The 17336-nt window shown below is 74.1% G+C and carries 20 protein-coding genes and 1 pseudogene; 13 read left to right on the top strand and 8 right to left on the bottom strand.

The genetic code is table 11. The features are described 5' to 3' along the window. The first annotated feature begins 38 nt into the window (after positions 1-38). Both ACH47X_RS18565 and ACH47X_RS18560 read left to right on the top strand, forming a co-directional pair. Positions 39-647: a TetR/AcrR family transcriptional regulator gene (locus ACH47X_RS18565; protein WP_397406000.1), complete on the top strand. Its 609-nt coding sequence runs from the start codon at positions 39-41 to the stop codon at positions 645-647. Then, positions 644-1756, top strand: coding sequence for an FAD-dependent monooxygenase (locus ACH47X_RS18560; RefSeq protein ID WP_397405999.1), 1113 nt, complete (start codon positions 644-646; stop codon positions 1754-1756). The genes ACH47X_RS18565 and ACH47X_RS18560 overlap by 4 nt, the downstream gene beginning before the upstream one ends. 8 nt (positions 1757-1764) lie before the next feature. Here ACH47X_RS18560 and ACH47X_RS18555 read toward each other — a convergent pair whose 3' ends face one another. Then, complete coding sequence (locus ACH47X_RS18555; RefSeq protein ID WP_397405998.1) at positions 1765-2505, bottom strand: SDR family oxidoreductase; 741 nt, start codon at positions 2503-2505, stop codon at positions 1765-1767. Between ACH47X_RS18555 and ACH47X_RS18550 the strand changes: the two are divergent. Then, a pseudogene (locus ACH47X_RS18550) lies at positions 2504-2797 on the top strand (helix-turn-helix domain-containing protein); the annotation flags it as partial. The gene ACH47X_RS18555 and the pseudogene ACH47X_RS18550 overlap by 2 nt on opposite strands. Here the strand turns inward: ACH47X_RS18550 and ACH47X_RS18545 are convergent. Continuing rightward, positions 2792-2989 carry a hypothetical protein gene (locus ACH47X_RS18545; RefSeq protein ID WP_397405997.1) on the bottom strand — a complete coding sequence of 66 codons (198 nt, stop codon included), beginning with the start codon at positions 2987-2989 and terminating at the stop codon, positions 2792-2794. The pseudogene ACH47X_RS18550 and the gene ACH47X_RS18545 sit on opposite strands and share 6 nt — an antisense overlap. Between ACH47X_RS18545 and ACH47X_RS18540 the strand changes: the two genes are divergently transcribed. Together ACH47X_RS18540 and nhaA are read left to right on the top strand one after the other, a co-directional pair. Next, a complete protein-coding gene (locus tag ACH47X_RS18540; RefSeq protein WP_397405996.1) occupies positions 2976-3422 on the top strand; it encodes an MmyB family transcriptional regulator in 447 nt (148 codons plus the stop codon). The genes ACH47X_RS18545 and ACH47X_RS18540 overlap by 14 nt on opposite strands. A 28-nt stretch (positions 3423-3450) precedes the next feature. After that, positions 3451-4851, top strand: coding sequence for a Na+/H+ antiporter NhaA (nhaA, locus tag ACH47X_RS18535; RefSeq protein WP_397405995.1), 1401 nt, complete (start codon positions 3451-3453; stop codon positions 4849-4851). A 229-nt stretch (positions 4852-5080) separates the two neighbouring features. Here the strand turns inward: nhaA and ACH47X_RS18530 are convergent, their stop codons facing one another. Then, on the bottom strand, positions 5081-7255 hold the full coding sequence (locus tag ACH47X_RS18530; protein ID WP_397405994.1) for an AfsR/SARP family transcriptional regulator: 2175 nt from the start codon (positions 7253-7255) through the stop codon (positions 5081-5083). 33 nt (positions 7256-7288) lie between these two features. Between ACH47X_RS18530 and ACH47X_RS18525 the strand changes: the two genes are divergently transcribed. Continuing rightward, positions 7289-8233 (top strand): alpha/beta fold hydrolase, encoded by a 945-nt coding sequence (locus tag ACH47X_RS18525; protein ID WP_397405993.1) that lies wholly within the window; start codon positions 7289-7291, stop codon positions 8231-8233. Here ACH47X_RS18525 and ACH47X_RS18520 read toward each other — a convergent pair. Next, positions 8172-8765: a DsbA family protein gene (locus ACH47X_RS18520; RefSeq protein WP_397405992.1), complete on the bottom strand. Its 594-nt coding sequence runs from the start codon at positions 8763-8765 to the stop codon at positions 8172-8174. The two genes, ACH47X_RS18525 and ACH47X_RS18520, sit on opposite strands and share 62 nt — an antisense overlap. A 78-nt stretch (positions 8766-8843) precedes the next feature. Further along, positions 8844-9413 carry a TetR/AcrR family transcriptional regulator gene (locus ACH47X_RS18515; protein ID WP_397405991.1) on the bottom strand — a complete coding sequence of 190 codons (570 nt, stop codon included), beginning with the start codon at positions 9411-9413 and terminating at the stop codon, positions 8844-8846. A gap of 125 nt (positions 9414-9538) precedes the next feature. On the opposite strand from ACH47X_RS18515, the gene ACH47X_RS18510 reads away from it, so the two are divergent. Further along, positions 9539-10381 (top strand): alpha/beta fold hydrolase, encoded by an 843-nt coding sequence (locus ACH47X_RS18510; protein ID WP_397405990.1) that lies wholly within the window; start codon positions 9539-9541, stop codon positions 10379-10381. A gap of 168 nt (positions 10382-10549) precedes the next feature. Here the strand turns inward: ACH47X_RS18510 and ACH47X_RS18505 are convergent, their stop codons facing one another. After that, a complete protein-coding gene (locus ACH47X_RS18505) occupies positions 10550-10963 on the bottom strand; it encodes a winged helix-turn-helix transcriptional regulator (RefSeq protein WP_397405989.1) in 414 nt (137 codons plus the stop codon). Positions 10964-11086: 123 nt separating this feature from the next. Here ACH47X_RS18505 and ACH47X_RS18500 point away from each other — a divergent pair, with 123 nt between their 5' ends. The 3 genes from ACH47X_RS18500 (at position 11087) to ACH47X_RS18490 (ending at position 13564) form a co-directional block, all read left to right on the top strand. Beyond that, entirely contained in the window at positions 11087-11929 is an 843-nt protein-coding gene (locus ACH47X_RS18500) for an NAD(P)H-binding protein (protein ID WP_397405988.1), read from the top strand. A gap of 121 nt (positions 11930-12050) precedes the next feature. Continuing rightward, positions 12051-12626 carry a cysteine hydrolase family protein gene (locus tag ACH47X_RS18495; RefSeq protein ID WP_397405987.1) on the top strand — a complete coding sequence of 192 codons (576 nt, stop codon included), beginning with the start codon at positions 12051-12053 and terminating at the stop codon, positions 12624-12626. After that, positions 12623-13564 carry a GlxA family transcriptional regulator gene (locus ACH47X_RS18490; protein WP_397405986.1) on the top strand — a complete coding sequence of 314 codons (942 nt, stop codon included), beginning with the start codon at positions 12623-12625 and terminating at the stop codon, positions 13562-13564. The genes ACH47X_RS18495 and ACH47X_RS18490 overlap by 4 nt, the downstream gene beginning before the upstream one ends. Before the next feature lie 6 nt (positions 13565-13570). Here the strand turns inward: ACH47X_RS18490 and ACH47X_RS18485 are convergent, their stop codons facing one another. Next, positions 13571-13957 carry a DUF1304 domain-containing protein gene (locus ACH47X_RS18485; RefSeq protein ID WP_397405985.1) on the bottom strand — a complete coding sequence of 129 codons (387 nt, stop codon included), beginning with the start codon at positions 13955-13957 and terminating at the stop codon, positions 13571-13573. A 120-nt stretch (positions 13958-14077) separates the two neighbouring features. On the opposite strand from ACH47X_RS18485, the gene ACH47X_RS18480 reads away from it, so the two are divergent. The 3 genes from ACH47X_RS18480 to ACH47X_RS18470 all read left to right on the top strand — a co-directional run bounded on the left by ACH47X_RS18480 (position 14078) and on the right by ACH47X_RS18470 (position 16245). Next, positions 14078-14734, top strand: coding sequence for a hypothetical protein (locus ACH47X_RS18480; protein ID WP_397405984.1), 657 nt, complete (start codon positions 14078-14080; stop codon positions 14732-14734). A 32-nt stretch (positions 14735-14766) separates the two neighbouring features. After that, a complete protein-coding gene (locus ACH47X_RS18475) occupies positions 14767-15198 on the top strand; it encodes a hypothetical protein (RefSeq protein WP_397405983.1) in 432 nt (143 codons plus the stop codon). An 81-nt stretch (positions 15199-15279) separates the two neighbouring features. After that, on the top strand, positions 15280-16245 hold the full coding sequence (locus ACH47X_RS18470; protein ID WP_397405982.1) for a helix-turn-helix domain-containing protein: 966 nt from the start codon (positions 15280-15282) through the stop codon (positions 16243-16245). On the opposite strand, the gene ACH47X_RS18465 is transcribed toward ACH47X_RS18470, so the two are convergent. Continuing rightward, positions 16144-17328, bottom strand: coding sequence for an MFS transporter (locus ACH47X_RS18465; protein ID WP_397405981.1), 1185 nt, complete (start codon positions 17326-17328; stop codon positions 16144-16146). The two genes, ACH47X_RS18470 and ACH47X_RS18465, sit on opposite strands and share 102 nt — an antisense overlap. Between the last annotated feature and the right edge of the window lie 8 nt (positions 17329-17336).

Genomic DNA, 17336 nt, shown 5'->3' with positions numbered 1-17336 from the left:
TGGCGTCCAGCTTTTCCCCATCCCACTAGCCTGAGGACATGACCATGCGGACGACGGCCCGGGGTGCCGCCACGCGGCAGCGGCTGGTCTCGGGTGCCGCGCTGCTGATGCGGGAGCAGGGCGCGGCGGAGACCAACCTCGACCAGGTGCTGCGGGCGACGTCGACGAGCAAGAGCCAGCTCTTCCACTACTTCCCGGACGGCCGCGCCGGGCTGCTGGTCGCGGTGACGAGGTACGAGGCGGAACAGGTCATCGAGGCACAGCGCCCTCACCTCGACGACCTGTCGACGGCGGAGAGCTGGCGCGAGTGGCGTGGCGGCGTCCTGCGGCACTACGTCGAGCTCGGCGAGCGGTGCCCCATGGGGTCGCTGACCTCCGAGCTGGGCACCTCTTCCTCCGAGGCCCGCAACATCGTCAACGGCCTCTACGACCGCTGGGAAGGAGCACTGATGGCCGGCGTCCAGGCCATGATCGTGAACGGGGCCGTGCGGCCCGACCTGCCCGTGCGTGACACCGCCCGGAGCATCCTCACCGCCGTCCAGGGTGGTGTGGTGATGCTGCGGGCCACAGGGCGGCTCTCCTACCTGGAGACCACGCTCGACACGACGCTGGAGCCCCTGCTCGGCACGCCGCGGGCCGCCGCGTGAGCGCGCGCCGACAGGCTCTCGCCGACCGGCGGATCCTCGTCGTCGGCGCGGGCGTCGCCGGCCTCGCCGTCGTCCGCGCCCTGCGCGGGTCGGGCGCTGACGTCGAGGTGGTCGAGCGGGCCGCTGCCCCGGCGACGGGTGGGGCGGGCATCTTCCTGCCCGCCAACGCCGTCCGCGGGCTGCGGCTGCTCGGCCTGGAGGACGCCGTCCTGGACTCGGCCGTGCGGATCGGCGAGCAACGAGTCGCGGACCACCGCGGCCGGGTGCTGTACCGGGTGAGCACGGAGAGCCTGTGGCAGGGCATCGGACCGACGGTCGCCACCCACCGCGCCGCGCTCCATGCGGCCCTGCTCGACGGCGTGCCGGACGCCAAGATCCGGTGGGGGACCAGCCCGCTCACCGTGGTCCCGGACGGGCCGGGCGTGGACGTCACCTTCGACGACGGCGCCACCGGACGCTACGACCTCGTGATCGGGGCCGACGGCGCGCACTCGACGGTGCGCCGGCTGGTGTTCGGGGACGCCGGGCTCCGGCCGTCGGGGCTGCACGCCTGGCGTCTGCTCGCCCCGCGCGGGGGCACGGAGGCCGTGTGGTCGGTCAGGCTCGGCCGTGGTGCCTCCTTCCTGACCTTCCCGATCGGCCCCGACCTGGTCTACCACTACGCGGACGTGGGCGCCGCCGACGCCGACGCCGGGCTGGCAGGGCTCGTCTCGCGGTTCGCGACGCCCGTTCCCGACCTGGTCGCCGCGGCCACCGTGGCGCACAGCGGACCGATCGAGGAGGTGTCGCTCGCGGCGTGGAGCCGGGGGCCGGTGCTGCTGGTCGGCGACGCGGCCCACGCCACGACGCCCAGCATGGCGCAGGGCGCGGCGATGGTCGTCGAGGACGCCCTGGTGCTCGCCGACGTCCTGAGCCGGACCACCTCGGTCCCCGACGCCCTGCGGGAGTACGAGGAGCGCCGGCGGCCGCGCGTCGAGCGGGTCCAGGAGCAGACCCGCCGCCGCGACCGGACGCGCGGCCTGGCCCCGGCCGCGCGCAACGTGCTGCTGCGCGCGGCGGGCGAGCGGCTGTTCCGCGCGAACTACCGGGGCATGCACTCGGCCCCCTGACCGGGGCCCTAGCGCTGGGCCGCCGGGCGCACGATGATCTCGTTCACGTCGACGTCCGCGGGCTGGGCCATGGCGAACGAGATCGCCCGGGCGATCGCGTCCGCCGGGATGAGGTTGCGGCGGAACGACCTCATGTAGGTCTGCGCGTCCGGGTCGGAGATGTGCTCGGCGAGCTCGCTCTCGACCGTCCCGGGCGTGATCGTGGTGGCCCGGATGCTCGGGTCGGACTCCATGCGCAGGCCTTCGGTGATCGCCCAGGCCGCGAACTTCGTGGCCGAGTACACCGCCGACGTCGGGTACACCTCGTGCGCCCCGATCGACGCGACGGTCACGACGTGCCCGCCGCCCTGCCGCCGGAAGTGCGGCAGCACCGCGGCGATGCCGTGCAGCAGCCCGCGCACGTTGACGTCGATCATGCGGTCCCACTCGTCCAGCAGGAGCGCGTCGAGCCGGGACAGCGGCATGACGCCGGCGTTGTTCACGATGACGTCGATGCGGCCGTGGTCCTGGACGATCGCGTCGACGGCCGCGCGCACGGCCGCGGCGTCGGTCACGTCCAGGCGCAGGGCGGTGGCCCGGCCGCCGTCCGCCCGGATCTTCTCCGCGACCGCGTCGAGGCGGTCCGTGCGCCGGGCGCCGAGAACGACGTCGTGGCCCTCCGCCGCGAGGCGGACGGCGGTGGCCTCGCCGATACCGCTGCTGGCGCCGGTGACGAGGACGGTCTTGGGGGTGTCTGTCGGTGTCGTCATGGCTCCAGGCTCGGTCGCCGCGCGTCGGGCCGGAAGGGCGCCGTCCTCCTGGGTGCGGCACACCCTGGATGGACGCCGGCGGCCGTCGTACCGTCTGGGCATGACCTCCTCCCCGCTCGGCGACTACCTGCGCGGCCGGCGCGACCGGCTCCTGCCCGAGGCCCTCGGCCTGCCGGTCCACGGCCGGCGCCGGGTGGCCGGACTGCGCCGGGAGGAGGTGGCCATGCTGACCGGGGTGAGCGTGGACTACTACGTGCGCCTGGAGCAGGGGCGCGAGACGAGCCCGTCACCGCAGGTGCTCGATGCCCTGGGCGAGGTGCTCCGGCTGGACGACGACGGCCGGCAGCACCTCTACCGCCTCGCCGGCCTGAGCCCCCGGCCGGTGCCGCCTGCGCCGGTCGAGGAGGCGGACGACGCCCTCCTGGAGCTCATGCTCTCGTGGACCGGCAGCCCCGCGCTCGTGTTCGGCCGTGCTCGCGACCAACCCGCTCGCCGAGGCGCTCTTCGCCGGGTTCCCGTTCTCGCGGAACCTGACCCGTGCGACCTTCCTCGACCCCCGCGCACGGACCTTCTACCCGGACTGGCACCTCGTCGCGGAGAACACCGTGGCCGGGCTCCGGCTGGCCGACGGGCTCATGCCCGGGGACCCCCGGATCCGGGGCGTCGTGGACGAGCTGCGGGTCAAGAGCCCGGACTTCGTGGCGATGTGGGAGCGCAACGACGCCCGGGGCAAGCGGCTGGACGTGAAGCGGTTCCGGCATCCCGAGGTGGGTTCCCTGGAGCTGCGGGTGCACGCGTTCGACGTGCGGGGCTCCACCGGGCAGCAGCTCGTCGTCTACCACGCGCCGGCCGGTTCGCCGTCCGCGGAAGGGCTGGCGTTGCTGGGGACGCTGGCGGCCACGCGGGGGATCGGCTGACACCGGCGGCGTCTTCTATCCTTGACCCGTGGCAGACCGGATCCCTACGGGAGTACCCACCCGACCAGGGCCCAGGCCCAGGGTCGTCATCCCGTATCCCCGCCTCTCGCCGGGACTGCGCAGCTACTTCGCGACCGAGGGCGGGGGAGCGACGCTCCTGCTCGCGGCATCGGCGATCGCGCTCGTGTGGGCGAACGTGGCGGGAGGCTCGTACGAGGCCGTGTGGGAGACGCCGGTCAACCTCACGGTCGGTACGTGGGAGCTGCACCTGTCGCTGCACCACTGGGTCAACGACTTCCTCATGGCCGTCTTCTTCCTGGTCGTCGGCGTCGAGGTCAACCGGGAGCTCACGGTCGGCGAGCTGCGCAGCTTTCGCGCCGCGTCCGTGCCGCTGTTCGGGGCGATCGGCGGGCTCGCCGTGCCGATCGGCATGTACCTGCTGATCAACCCGTCCGGGCCCGACGCCGCCGGCTGGGGCCTGCCGATGTCCACGGACACGGCGTTCGTCATCGGGGTGCTCGCCCTGGTCGGGCCGCGCTGCCCCGACCAGCTGCGCATCTTCCTGCTCACCCTGGCGATCTTCGACGACATCGGCGCCATCGCCCTGCTCGGCATCTTCTACTCCGACGCGCTCATGGTCGGTGCGCTCGTGCTGGCGGCGGTGCTCGCCGTCGTCCTGTTCGCGATGCGCTGGATCGGCATCTGGCAGATCGCGCCGTACCTGCTGGTGGGCGCGGTCCTGTGGGTCGTCGTCCTGGAGTCGGGGCTGCACCCCACCCTTGCCGGCGTGGTGGTGGGCCTCGCCGTGCCGACGGCGCGCCGTGGGCACGACGACGAGGCGCGCTGGTACTTCCGGGTCTACGGACGCGCCCTGATGGAGGAGCTCGACCCGGCCCGGTCCCGGCTCGCGGTCAGCGCCGCGCGGTCGGCGGTCCCGACGAGCGACCGGCTGCTCGACGCGCTGCACCCGCTGAGCTCGTACGTCGTGGTGCCGGTGTTCGGGCTCGCGAACGCAGGTGTGGTGCTGTCCGGCGAGTCGATCAGCGCCGCCGTGTCGAGCCCCGTCACGCTCGGCGTCCTGGTGGGCCTGGTGCTCGGCAAGGGGATCGGCGTCTTCGCGGGTGCGATGGTTGCCCTGGTGAGCGGGCTGGGCACTCTGCCCGGCCAGGTGCGGTACGGGCATCTCGCCGGGGGCGCCTTCCTCTGCGGCATCGGCTTCACCATCGCACTCTTCGTCAGCGAGCTCGCGTTCGACGACGAGGCGCTGATCAACGAGGCCAAGGTGGGCATCCTGCTCGGGTCGCTGCTGGCCGGCGTCATCGGCGCGGTGATCCTGCGGTACTTCGGCGACCGCCTGCCGCTGTGCTCGCCCAACGAGGCCACGGGCCCGCCGCCCCTGCCGGAGGGCGCGTGGCGCTCGCCGGTGTGAGCGAGGGCCGGCCTGAGGCAGGGCCGGCCTGAGGCAGGGTGCGCAGCTGCACCGCCGGCGGGTGCACCCTCGTCAGCGCTGCGGCACGGGTGGTGCCTCGCGGGGGCGCGTTCCGCCGTCGGCCGATTCCCCTTCGAGGTCTAAGTTTCTTCGCTTTGACGTGCCTGAAAGCGAAGAAACTTAGGCCTCGAAGAGGAGTGGGACCGATGGTCGGTAGATTCGTCCGCGGTCAGCCGGCGAGGAACGTTTCCAGGGCACTCAGGTGCTCCTGAACCGGGCCTGCCGTCAGGAAGCCGCTGCCCGCCGCGATCTCGTCGGCGGCCGGGGCCAGGGCCGCTCGGGCACGTTCGGCCATGCGCCGGTCGCCCACCGCGACGGCGGCGCGGCCGGCGAGGATCCAGAGGACCTCGGCCAGGAGGCCCGGCGGCGGGTCCGGGATCCGACGGACTGCCTTGGCAGCCGCGGTGACTGCTGCGGCGCTCGCCCTGCCGTCGCCAGCGGCGCGGGCCAGGAGCAGGTGCGGGTGGGCCCAGGGCTCGTAGGGGCCCCAGTCGGCGTCCTCCAGCGTCGGTGCGGCCCCGGCCTCCTCCCCGGGGAACGACGGGTCGACGTCGGCCGGCGCGGCGGGGCCGGTGTCGGGTGCTGCACCGGCGTCGGTCGCAGCCGTCCCGCCGTCCGCCGGGAGCCCGCGCCAGACCCGGAGCGCGAGGATCGCCAGCGGCAGCAGGCCCTCGGTGAGGCCGGGCATGCCCGCGCCGTCGAGCGTCGCGGCGGCCGCCCGGTATCCGCGCTCGGCATCCGCGGCGGAGACCGCGTCGTCGTCCGCCGTGGATTCGGAGCCCGCTGCGCCGATCGCCGGCTCGTCCCCGGCCGGCATCCCCGAGGCGGCCGCCCGCAGTGCCCCGAACCATGCCGTGAACACGCCCACCAGCGGCCGCTCGTGCCGCAGGCCGAGCGCCCCTGCGCTGTCCGCGTGCCGCTGCGCCTCGGACCACCGGCCGAGGGCGGACAGGGCCTGCACCCGCACCAGGTGCCCCAGGATCTCGAACGTCGCCAGCCCGTGCCGCGCGGCGAGCGACACGAGCTCGGCGCCGATCGCGTCTCGCTCCCGTGCCAGGCCCGGGTGCTCGAACCGGGTCAGGTACCGCCCGGCCAGCGCGAACGCGAGGACCGCCGGGTCGCCGGACCGCCGGCCGAGCGCCTCCGCCTCGTGCGCGGCCTGCGGTCCGCGGGCCCCGCCCAGGCCTCGTGACTCGACGGCCACCGTCGCCAGGAGCTTGGCCCGGACGGCGTCGGGCGCGTCGTCGGGCAGCGCGGCGAGAGTCCGCTCGGCGGCGGCGACCACCTGGGCGGCCAGGGCGGGATCGTCGGACCGGGTCCAGGCACCCGGCACGTCGAACGCGCCGATCACGCGCGCGGTGAGGTCCGGGTCGCCGAGCTGCTCCGCGGCGCCGACGGCAGCCACGCGCTGCGCACGGGCGGCGGCCAGTCCCTCGCCGCCGGTCATCGCCAGGGTCCGCAGCAGCGTGGTGGTGGACTCCAGCCGGGTGCGCGCGCCAACGGCGACCACCCGCTCGTAGGCCGACGTCGTGTCGCGCCAGACGTCGTCGGAACCGGGCGCGCCGCCCGTGCCCGGGTCATGCCGCAGCACCTGCGCCTCGAGTCCCGCGAGCCGCGGCCCTGGGTCGACGCCGAGCTCGCCGGCCAGCATGGCGCGGGCCCGGCGGAGCACCGCCAGCGCGTCGGCCTGCCGGCCCGACCGGTACAGCGCCAGCGCGAGCAGCCGCCAGCCCTCCTCGCGCCAGGGGTGCTCGGTCACGTGCGCGTCCAGGCCGGGCACGACGTCGGCGGCCTCGCCCAGGTTGGTGCGCGCCTCGGCGACGCGCTCGACCGCGACCCACCGGAGCTCGCTCAGGCGCCCTCGCTCGGCCACGGCCCAGGGCTGCTCCAGCCCCGCGTACGCCGTACCGCGCCAGGTGCCCAGCGCCCGGTCGAGCGCGGTGCGGGCCGCGGCGGGCGCCAGGTCCCGCGCGCCCGACACCGCGGCCTCGAACGCCCAGGCGTCGACGTCGGCCTGGCGGAGCGCGTACCCCGGACCGTCGGTGACGAGCACGCGCGCCGGTGTGCGGGCCGCGCGTCCGGGCTCGATCGCCCTGCGCAGGGCCGCCACGAAGGTGCGCAGCGCCACGAGCGCGCCCTGCGTCGGCTCGTCCCAGAGGTCCTCGACCAGCCGGTCGGCGGTCACCACCCGGCCCCGGGCGGCCACCAGGCGCGCGAGCACCGCCCGCTGGCGCGGGCCGCCCAGCGCCGCCTCGACGTCGTCGACCCAGGCGGTGACCGGGCCGAGCACGCCCACCCGGACCTGCGTCGACGTCGCGGCGTGCGCTCCTGGTCGGTCACTCATCAGCTACTCATCCACGTGGCGGAGATTGGGGGCATGACAACGAAGATCCCTGAGTTCGGGTACCAGCGCGTCGCCGTGGGCGACGTGCACCTCAACGTAGCGGTCGGCGGCACCGGCAGCCCGGTGGTCCTGCTGCACGGGTTCCCGCAGACCCACCTGATGTGGCGGCACGTCGCGACGGACCTCGCCGGCGACCACACCGTGATCGTCCCCGACCTGCGTGGGTACGGCGACAGCGACAAGCCGGCCGAGCAGGACCGGGACACCTACTCCAAGCGGACCATGGCGCAGGACGTCGTGGACCTCGCCCGGGCTCTCGGCCACGAGAAGTTCGCGCTCGCCGGCCACGACCGTGGCGCCCTCGTCGCCGTCCGCGCCGGCCTGGACCACCCCGACCGCGTGACCCACCTGGCGATCCTGGACGTGCTCCCGACCCTCGACATGTGGGACGTGCTGCACGGCGCGAACGCCGCCGTCGCGTTCCACCTGTACCTGATGGCCCAGCCGCCCGGCCTTCCGGAGCGGATGATCGAGGGCGCCGCCGACGAGTTCTTCGCGTTCTTCCTCGACGCCTGGGGCACCAGCCAGGAGGCGATCCCGCCCGCGGTCCGGGCGGAGTACCTGCGGGCCTCCCGCGAGGCGGTCCCCTCGATCGTGGCGGACTACCGGGCGTCGGCCGGGATCGACATCGAGCACGACGAGGCCGACAGGGCCGCAGGACGCCGGCTGCCCATGCCCGTCACCGTGCTCCAGCAGGACTGGGGCGCCGCGCTCGGCTACGACGCCGCCGGCCTGTGGTCCGCCTGGGCCGGCGACCTCGTTCACCGCACGGTGACCGCCGGGCACTTCATGGCCGAGCAGGCTCCGGACGAGATCGTCGGTCATCTGCGCGCTTTGCTCGCGCGCCGGCAGGCACCTACCGGCCGAAGCGGGACGTGCGCTTGCGCGACAGGCCCATCGTGTCCCGCAGATCGGTGACGGTGACGCCGTCGGTGTACGGCTCGCCGTTGATGAACAGGGTGGGCGTGCCGTGCACCCCGGCGTCGATGCCGTCCTGGTAGTCCGTGCGGACGGCGTCGGCGAACTTCTGCGCCGCGTCGCCCACCAGCGCGGAGGTGTCCAGGTCGAGCTGCTCCCCGTACCGCACGATCGACGCGTCGTCGAGGCTGTCCTGGTGCTTGAAGAGCAGGCCCGCCATCGGCCAGAACGCGCCCTGGTGCCCCGCCGCCTCGGCCGCCAGGGCCGCCGTCAGTGCGTACGGGTGGGGCTCGAACAGGGGGAAGTGCCGCCACACCAGGCGGACCTGGCCGTCCGAGCCGTTGACGAGCTCGTGCAGCACGGGCTTGGCCGCGCCGCAGTACGGGCACTCGAAGTCGCCGAACTCCACGATGGTGAACGGGGCCTCCGGGTTGCCGTACGCCCACCGGAACGCGAAGTCGCCCTCGTGCGGTCCGGTCTGCAGGGGGAGCTGCGCCCCGTCCCGCGCGGTGCCGGTCTTGTCGGTCGTCATGTCTACATCCTCTCGCACCGCATGAGGGGCCGGCTGCGGTCAATGCCGGGGGGTCGGACGCCCGGGGGTCGGGCGGGGTCAGTCGTGGGCGGCGGTCGCAACGTCCAGCAGGGTCTCGGCGGCCGCGCGGGCCTGGTGTGCGGCCTCCGGGGTGCCCGCGATGGCGGCGGTGGTCTGCGCGCCCTCGGCCAGGATGGCGAGCTGGGGCGCCAGGGCAGGCGGCGCACCGGCGTCGGCCACGAGCTGGGCGACGTAGTTCTGGAAGGCGCGCTTCTGCTCGCGGACGGTGTCCGCCACCGCCGTCGAGGTGGAGCCCAGCTCGCCGTGCGTGTTGATGAAGGCGCAGCCCCTGAAGCTCGGCTCCCGGAACCAGGCGTCGAGGAAGTCGAAGATCGCGAGGATGCGCTCGCGGGCCGACGTCGCCCGCTCGGACGCCGAGGCGAGCCCGGTGTCCCAGATCGCGGTGCGGTGGTTGAGCACGGCGACGATCAGCTCGTCCTTCGAGGCGAAGAGCGAGTAGATCCGCTTGAGCGAGACGCCCGCCGCCGTCCGCACGGCGTCCATGCCTACCGCCTGGACGCCGTGCGCGTAGAACAGCTCGTCCGCGGCCTGGACCACTGCCTCCCGAGCGGTCTTCTCGTCGATCATCCGATCTCACCCCACATCTCCCTCCGCACGACTTGCGCGGAGAACGTTCGTTCTCTACTGTAGCGGACATCGGCAGAGAACGACCGTTCTCAGTCGGGGCAGAGGTTTCAGGAGAGGAACTGACCATGGGTTTCATCACCGTCGGCACCGAGAACAGCACCACCACCGAGCTCTACTACGAGGACCACGGCTCGGGGCAGCCGGTCGTCCTCATCCACGGGTACCCGCTCGACGGCAACAGCTGGGAGCGGCAGTCGCGCGAGCTCATCGCCGCCGGCTACCGCGTGATCACGTACGACCGCCGGGGGTTCGGCAAGTCGAGCAAGGTCGGGGCCGGGTACGACTACGACACGTTCGCCGCCGACCTGGACACGGTGCTCAACACGCTGGACCTGCGCGACGTCATCCTCGTCGGCTTCTCGATGGGCACCGGTGAGCTCGCCCGCTACGTCAAGAACCACGGTCACGAGCGCGTCGCCAAGCTCGCGTTCCTCGCCTCGCTCGAGCCGTTCCTCGTGGCGGCCGACGACAACCCGGGCGGTGTGCCGCAGTCCGTCTTCGACGGCATCGAGGCGGCGGCCCGCGCCGACCGCTTCGCCTGGTTCACGAACTTCTACCAGGACTTCTACAACCTGGACGAGAACCTCGGCTCGCGGATCAGCCAGGAGGCCGTCACGGCGAGCTGGAACACCGCGACGGGCAGCGCTCCGGTCGCCGCGTACGCGGTGGTCTCCGCCTGGATCGAGGACTTCCGGGCCGACGTCGCCGCCGTGCGCGCCGCGGGCAAGCCGTCCCTGATCCTGCACGGGACCAAGGACAACATCCTGCCGATCGACGCCACCGGGCGCGCCTTCCACGCGGCGTTCCCCGAGGCCGAGTACGTCGAGGTCGAGGGCGCGCCGCACGGCCTGCTCTGGACCCACGCCGACGAGGTGAACGAGGCGCTGCTGCGGTTCGTCCAGGCGTGACGCCCTGCCCGACGCCGCGGGGTCGACGTCGGGCGGGTGGTCGGTAGAAGGTCAGGTGGTCGGCAGCTCGGGTTGCCGACCACCTGACATTTTGCCGACCGGCGTGCACGGCCGGCGGTGCATCGCCGGCGTGCACCGCCGGTGTCGACCGCCCGGTTCGACGTGGGCTCAGCGGGGGAGCGGGCCCGTGTACGCGGCGCGCGACCGCTCGACGTCGGACATGTGCGCGTCGCCCCACTCGCCCAGTGCGGCGAAGACGGACTGCAGGCTGCCGCCCAGCTCCGTGATCTCGTACTCCACGCGCGGTGGGACCTCCGCGTAGATCCTGCGCTGGACCAGGCCGTCCCGTTCGAGCTGACGCAGACGCTGGGTCAGCACCTTCGGCGTCACCCCGATGCGCCGCTCCAGCTCCACGAAGCGCTGGGTCCCGTGCGCCTGCAGCACCCACAGGATCGGGGTGGTCCACCGGCTGAACACGAGGTCGACGACCGGTGAGATCGGGCAGGCGGTGGTGGGGTCGTCGTCGGGCTGCGGGCTCCAGGTGCCGGCGCCCGGCTTCGCGGCGGCGGTCGCGTTCGACATGGCAGGCTCCAATACTTTCCTGAGGGAACCTACTGTACTGACGCTCGTAACGTCGGTGGCACGGCGGCCGTAGGGGTCGTCCGGCCCTGGTCCAGGGCCGTGTCCTACCGACAAGGAGCACCCATGATCGTCATCACCGGAGCCACGGGGAACATCGGCCGGCCGTTGGTCGCAGAGCTCGTCCGCCGCGGTCACGACGTCGCCGCCGTGTCCCGCGCGGGGACCGCCCCGCTCGACGATCCCCGGGTCCGCGGGGTGAGTGCCGACCTGGCAGAACCGGCGAGCCTGCGCGCTGCCGTCGACGGCGCGGACGCCATGTTCCTGCTGGTACCCGGATCGGGCGGGCACCTGGACACCGAGCGGATCATCGGTGTCGCCGCCGACGCCGGTGTGCGGCGGCTCGTCCTGCTGTCCTCGCTGGGCGCCGTCACCCGTGCTGGATCGGCATCGCACGGTCCGCTCGCCGAGCTGGAGAAGCGGGTGCAGGGCTCGGGCCTGGAGTGGACGCTGCTGCGGCCTGCCGACTTCGCCAGCAACGCGCTCGCCTGGGTCCCGACGGTCCGATCGGAGCGGGCCGTCCACGCGCCGTTCGGCGACGTCGCGCTGCCCGCCGTCGACCCGCTGGACATCGCCGAGGTCGCAGCCGCCACGCTGGCCGACGACGGGCACGCGGGCCGCGCCTATGTGCTGACGGGTCCCGCCGCCGTCTCGCCGCGCGAGCGGACGGAGGCCCTCGCCGGGGCGCTCGGCGTTCCGCTGACCTTCGCCGAGCAGACCCGGGAGCAGGCGCGCGCCGAGATGCTCGCCTACATTCCCGAGTCGGTCGTTGACGGAACGCTTGCGATCCTGGGCGAGCCGACGGCGGAGGAACAGCTGGTCAGTCCCGACATCGAGAAGGTGCTGGGCCGGCCGGCGCGCGCCTTCGCCGATTGGGCGCGGAGGAACGCGGCGGCGTTCGGCGGCTGAGCCGGGGTTCTCGCGGGCGCGGGCGCGGGGCCCAGGGCGACCCGCCCCGGTGACCGGATCGGTCCGCCCCAGGACCGGATCCGGCCTCCCGCGCCGCGGCCGGGCGGGCCAGACTGGGGCCATGAACAGAGCGCTGATCGTCGTCGACGTCCAGGAGTCCTTCCGGGTACGGCCCCTGTGGGCCGAGACCCTCAACCCCGGGGTCGCGGAACCCGTCAACCGGCTGGTCGAGCTCGCCCGCGCGGCCGGCGACCTCGTGGTGTGGGTGCTGCACACCGAGCCCGGGTCCGGCAACCCGTTCGACCCCGCGACCGGTCACGTCCGCCTGTTCGAGGAGCTCGGCGAGCCCCGGCCCGGCGAGCCCGTGCTCCACAAGACCGCGCACAACGCCTTCACCACGACCAACCTCGCCCAGATTCTCACCACGCACGGTGTGGGCGAGCTGCGGATCTGCGGCATCCGGGCCGAGCAGTGCGTCGAGACCACCACGCGCGTCGCGTCCGACCTGGGCTACGAGGTGACGTTCGTGAGTGACGCCACCACTACCGACCCGCTGGGCCGGTTCAGCGCCGCCGACATCCTGGAGCGCACCGAGACCGTGCTCCGGGACCGGTTCGCGCGGATCGCGACGGTCGCCGAGCTCGAGGCCGAGGACACGGCCGCGACCCCGGCCGAGGTGGCAGCATCGACGGCGTGACCACCGTCGTCTTCCTGCTCCTGCCCGGGGTCCACCTGCTCGACCTGGCGGGCCCCGCGCAGGCGTTCTTCACGGCGGGGGACCTCGGCCACCGCTACGACCTGCGGTACGTGTCGGGCGCCCCGGCCGACGGCGCCCCGGCCGACGGCGCCGCCTCCGCGGTCCCTTCCGCCCAGGGCCTCCCGCTCCTCGCCGGCACCGACTGGCCCGCGCTGGCCCCGGGCGACCTCGTCGTCGTCCCGGGCTGGCGTGTCGGCGGCGACCCGGGGGCCTGGCCCCGCCTGACGGAGTCCACGCGCGAGCGGCTGCGGGAGCATCATGCGCGCGGCGGCACCGTCGCCAGCATCTGCGCGGGCTCGGACGCCCTGGGCCAGGCCGGCCTGCTCGACGGCCGCCGCTGCACCACCCACCACGCCGTCCAGGACGCGCTCGCCGCCCGCCACCCGCGGGCGCACGTCGTGCGCGACGTCCTCTTCACCTCGGACGACGGCGTGGTCACCTCCGCCGGGATCGCCAGCGGCATCGACCTCTCGCTGCACCTGCTGGCCATGCGCCACGGCCCGGCACTCGCCGCCCGGGTGGCTCGCGAGATGGTCGTGTACGCCCGCCGCAACGGGGCGGAGCCACAGGCCAGCGCGATGTTGCGGCACCGGTCGCACGTCGACGACACGGTCCACCGCGTCCAGGACCACATCGACTCGCACTTCGCGCGGACCCTGCCGCTGACCGATCTGGCGGCGCGCGCCGGCGTGGCCGAGCGCACGCTGACCAGGGCGTTCACCCGGGCCACCGGGGTGACGCCCCTGCGCTACCAGCAGCTGCTGCGGCACGAGCGCGCCGAGCACCTCATCGGCCAGGGCGCCACGGTGGAACAGGCGGCGCACACGGTCGGCTTCGAGGACGCGCGGTCGCTCCGCCGCCTCCGCGGGTCCCGCTGAGCGGCGTCAGGCCGCCAGCCCGATGACCAGCGCGAGCACGCCCAGCAGCGGTACCAGCCCCTGCTTGAGTGCGGCGCCGCGCTTGCTCGGGTCCGAGATCACCAGCACGAGCGACGCCGCGAACATCGAGCCCGCCCCGGCGAGGACCAGCGCGGCGCCCGCCGCCGTCGACCCGGTGGCCGTCAGGACGATGCCGACGCCCGTGACGATCGCGAGGAACAGGTTGTAATACCCCTGGTTCAGAGCCAGCGGCTTGGTGACCTCCGCCTCCTGCGCGGTCATGCCGAACGTCGCGAGGGTCCGCTTCTCCGTCCAGGCGAAGGACTCCAGGTAGAAGATGTACACGTGGATGAGCGCGGCGACGCCCGCGAGCACGAGTCCGACGATCAGCAAGGCGGTTTCCTCCGGGTGGGTGCGGCCTGACGGGACGGCGGCCGGCTGGTCGGCAGTATGTCAGGGCTGTCGGTCGACGTCCTGTTGACGGACAATTTCGCATAGGCGAAACTTTCTGTCATGTCACTGCTCGCCGTGGGGGAAGCCGCTGAACGCTTGGGTGTCTCGACCCGTCAGGTGCAGCACCTCGTCGCCCAGGGACACCTGCGACAGGTTGCCAGGGGCGTCGTCGACGCAACCTCGGTGGAGCGTCTCCTTGCCGTCCGGGGCGCCGGGCACGGCCGGGCGTGGACGGAACCGACGGCGTGGGGCGCGGTCGCCATCCTGTCCGGACGCACGGCGGAATGGCTGGGCGCCAGCCAGCGCTCGCGGCTCCGAGCGAGGCTGCGGTCGCTCACGCCCGCTCAGCTTGTGGAACGCGCCCGCAACCGTGCGGATGTCGTCCGGTACGGAGGACACCCGGCGAGCTTGGGTCGGGTGCGTGCAGAGATCGTCGACACGTCGCGGGCCTCCGGAGCGCTGGGCCTCGCGTCGACGACGGGAGTCGACGGTTACGTCGGCCGCGCCGACCGCGACGGGGTCGCAGACCGAAACGGGCTCGTGCGTGACGAGGAAGGCCGCATCACGCTGCGCGCCACGTCGATGGACCTCACCCTCGTCGCGGCGCTTGCCGAGGCCGGGTTCGTGGTCGCGGCCCTTGATCTCGCCGAATCCCTCGACCCGCGTGAACGGCGCGCGGGTCTTACCGCCCTCGACCAAGCACTGGAGTCGCTGTGACCTGCCGCCCCTTCGTCGACGTCGTCACCACCGTGCCGGACGTCGTCGACGTACTGGCGGCGGACCACGCGGCACCCAGCGTCGCCGAGAAACTGCGCGGGCACGCCATGGTCGCTATCGAAGGTGGCACCCAGGCACTGCGTCGCACGGTCAACGCGCGCCTGAACATCGCCCGCGATCGCGTCACGACCGTCAGTGTCCCCGACGTCTTCGGCGCGGTCGTCCTCAAGGCTGCCGCCTACCGGAGCGACTCCCGCGACCCGGACCGGCACCTTCGCGATGCGGCCTCACTTCTCTGCTGTCTGGCGGACCCCTTCGCCGAGCGGGAACGATTCACCGGCTCGGACCGGCAGCGGTTGCAGACGTTGCGGCACAACCTGCCCGACGGCGCCCCGGCGTGGGGCGCGCTGCCGGTCGAACACCGGAGGAACGGGCAGGCCGCGCTGCGGATCCTGACGGCCTGACTATTGGGCCCGCCGCTCACCCGCGGGGTGACCGGGAATAGCCGGCGCGCCCGATTGGCTCCGTCTCGTATGGAGTGGGAGATGACGGCGCTGCGGCGCGAGCGGCTCGCCGCCGGTGACGTGCGGTCCCGGCCCGGCGCACTGTGGGCCGTCGTGCTCGCCGGCGCCGTGACCCTGGAGACCGCTGACGCGCGGCACCGGGTGCTGCCCGGCGACGCCGTGCTCGTCGACGCCCGGACGGCGCACCGGCTCACCGCCGACGCCGGGACCGACCTGGTGCACGGCGACCTACGCCGATCGGCCCCCGGCGCGGCGCTGCCGAGCCCGCTCGTGGTGCGCGGGTTCGACGAGCGGCAGCGCGGCGTCGTCGCGCTCGTGACCGCGTGCCCGCTCGACGCGATCTCCAGCCCGGCCCCGTTCGCCGCGAGCTACGCCGGCCTGATCGGGGCGGCGATGACGGCACTCTGGGAGCAGGGCCACGCTCTCGACGGTGGCCCGGCGACGTCCGACGGTGCCGTGGGTGCCGGTCCCGCGGACACCCTGGTGGCCGACGTCGTCGCGGCGCTCGCGGCCAGCCCCGGCGAACCGTGGACGCTCGACCGGATGGCGGCGCTCGTGCACCTGTCCCGCTCCGCGCTGACCGAGCGGTTTCGCCGGGCCACCGGGCACAGCCCGATGCGGATGCTGCGCGAGGTGCGGATGCACCGGGCCCGCACGCTGCTCACCGACCGGTGCCTGCCGGTCACCCGCGTCGCGTTCGAGGTGGGCTACGGCTCGGTGGCGGCGTTCAGCCGGGCGTTCGCGTCCGACCACGGCCGCTCGCCGCTCGCGTGGCGGGCCGAGCCGACCCCGACGGGCCCGGCCGCCCAGCCGGCGCCGGCCGCCCGGCCGGGCCCGGTCCTCGTGCGCCAGGCCCGTCCCTGGGTCCCGTCCGCCCTGCCGACCTCAGCGGCGCGGCACCCGCAGGACCGCCCAGCCGAGACCGGCCGCGACCGCGGCCGCCGCGCCGACCAGCATCAGCGGCCGGACGCCGTGGCCGTCCAGTAGCGCGCCGCCCAGGGACGACCCGACGGTGATCGCGATCTGGAAGGCGGTCACCTGGAGCGACATCGCGGACTCGGCCCGCTCGGGCTCGACGCGAGTGACCCAGAGCTGCGAGAACACCGGCACCATGCTCATGGACAGGCCCCACAGCACCACTGCGAGGGCCAGTACCGGCACGGTCGAGGCGAACGCCGTCAGCACGAGCGCCGCGGCCAGCGCCAGCGGGGCCGTGGCAGCCAGCGGACGCAGCCACCGCGCGAGCACCCCGGCGAGCACCGTGCCCACCGCGCCGCCGAGGCCCCAGGCCAGCAGCATCCAGGTGGTGGCCGACGGGTCCACCCGCTCGATCGCGATGCGGATGTAGGGGTAGGCGGTGAAGTTGGCGAACGCGACCAGGACCACGCAGGCGATGCCCGCCAGCAGCCGCCGGTTGCGCAGCGCGGCGGTCAGCATCCGCAGGCCCGCGGTCGGGTGGGCCGGCACGGACGGCAGCGTCAGGGCGAGCACGACGGCGCCGAGCGCGGTCAGCACCGCCACGCCCCCGAACGTGGCGCGCCAGCCGACGGCGTCGCCCACCACGGACGCCACCGGGATGCCGACGACGGTCGAGATGCTCGTGCCGAACGCCAGCGTGGACGAGACCACGCGGTCCTTGCCGGGCACAGCGTGGGTGCCGGCGCCGAACGCGAACGACCAGTACCCGGCCAGCGCGATCCCGAGCAGCAGCCGGCCCACCAGGAGCACGGCGAAGCTGGGAGCGACCGCCACAGCGAGGTTCGACAGCGCGGCCAGAGCGAGCAGGGCGACCAGCACGGTGCGCCGGTCGGCGCGGGGCAGCAGCACCGCGATGCTCGGCGCCGTGCAGGCCCCCGCGATGGCGGTGGCGGCCACGGCCAGCCCGGCCGTCCCCTCGCTGACGCCGACGTCGGCGGCCAGCGCCGGCAGCACGCCGGCCGGCAGGAACTCGCTGAGCACCACCATCGCGATGCCGAACGAGAGGGCGACCACGGGGGTCCAGGTGGGGTCGTCCGACGACGGGGCCGTAGCGGGTCCGCGTCGCGTGATGGTGGTTGTGCTCGTGCTCATGGCCACCA

This window comes from Promicromonospora kroppenstedtii, assembly GCF_044389675.1.
Taxonomy (GTDB): Bacteria; Actinomycetota; Actinomycetes; order Actinomycetales; family Cellulomonadaceae; genus Promicromonospora; species Promicromonospora kroppenstedtii.
Note: the sequence above shows the minus strand (reverse complement) of the source record. Positions and strands in the feature narration are given on the sequence as shown.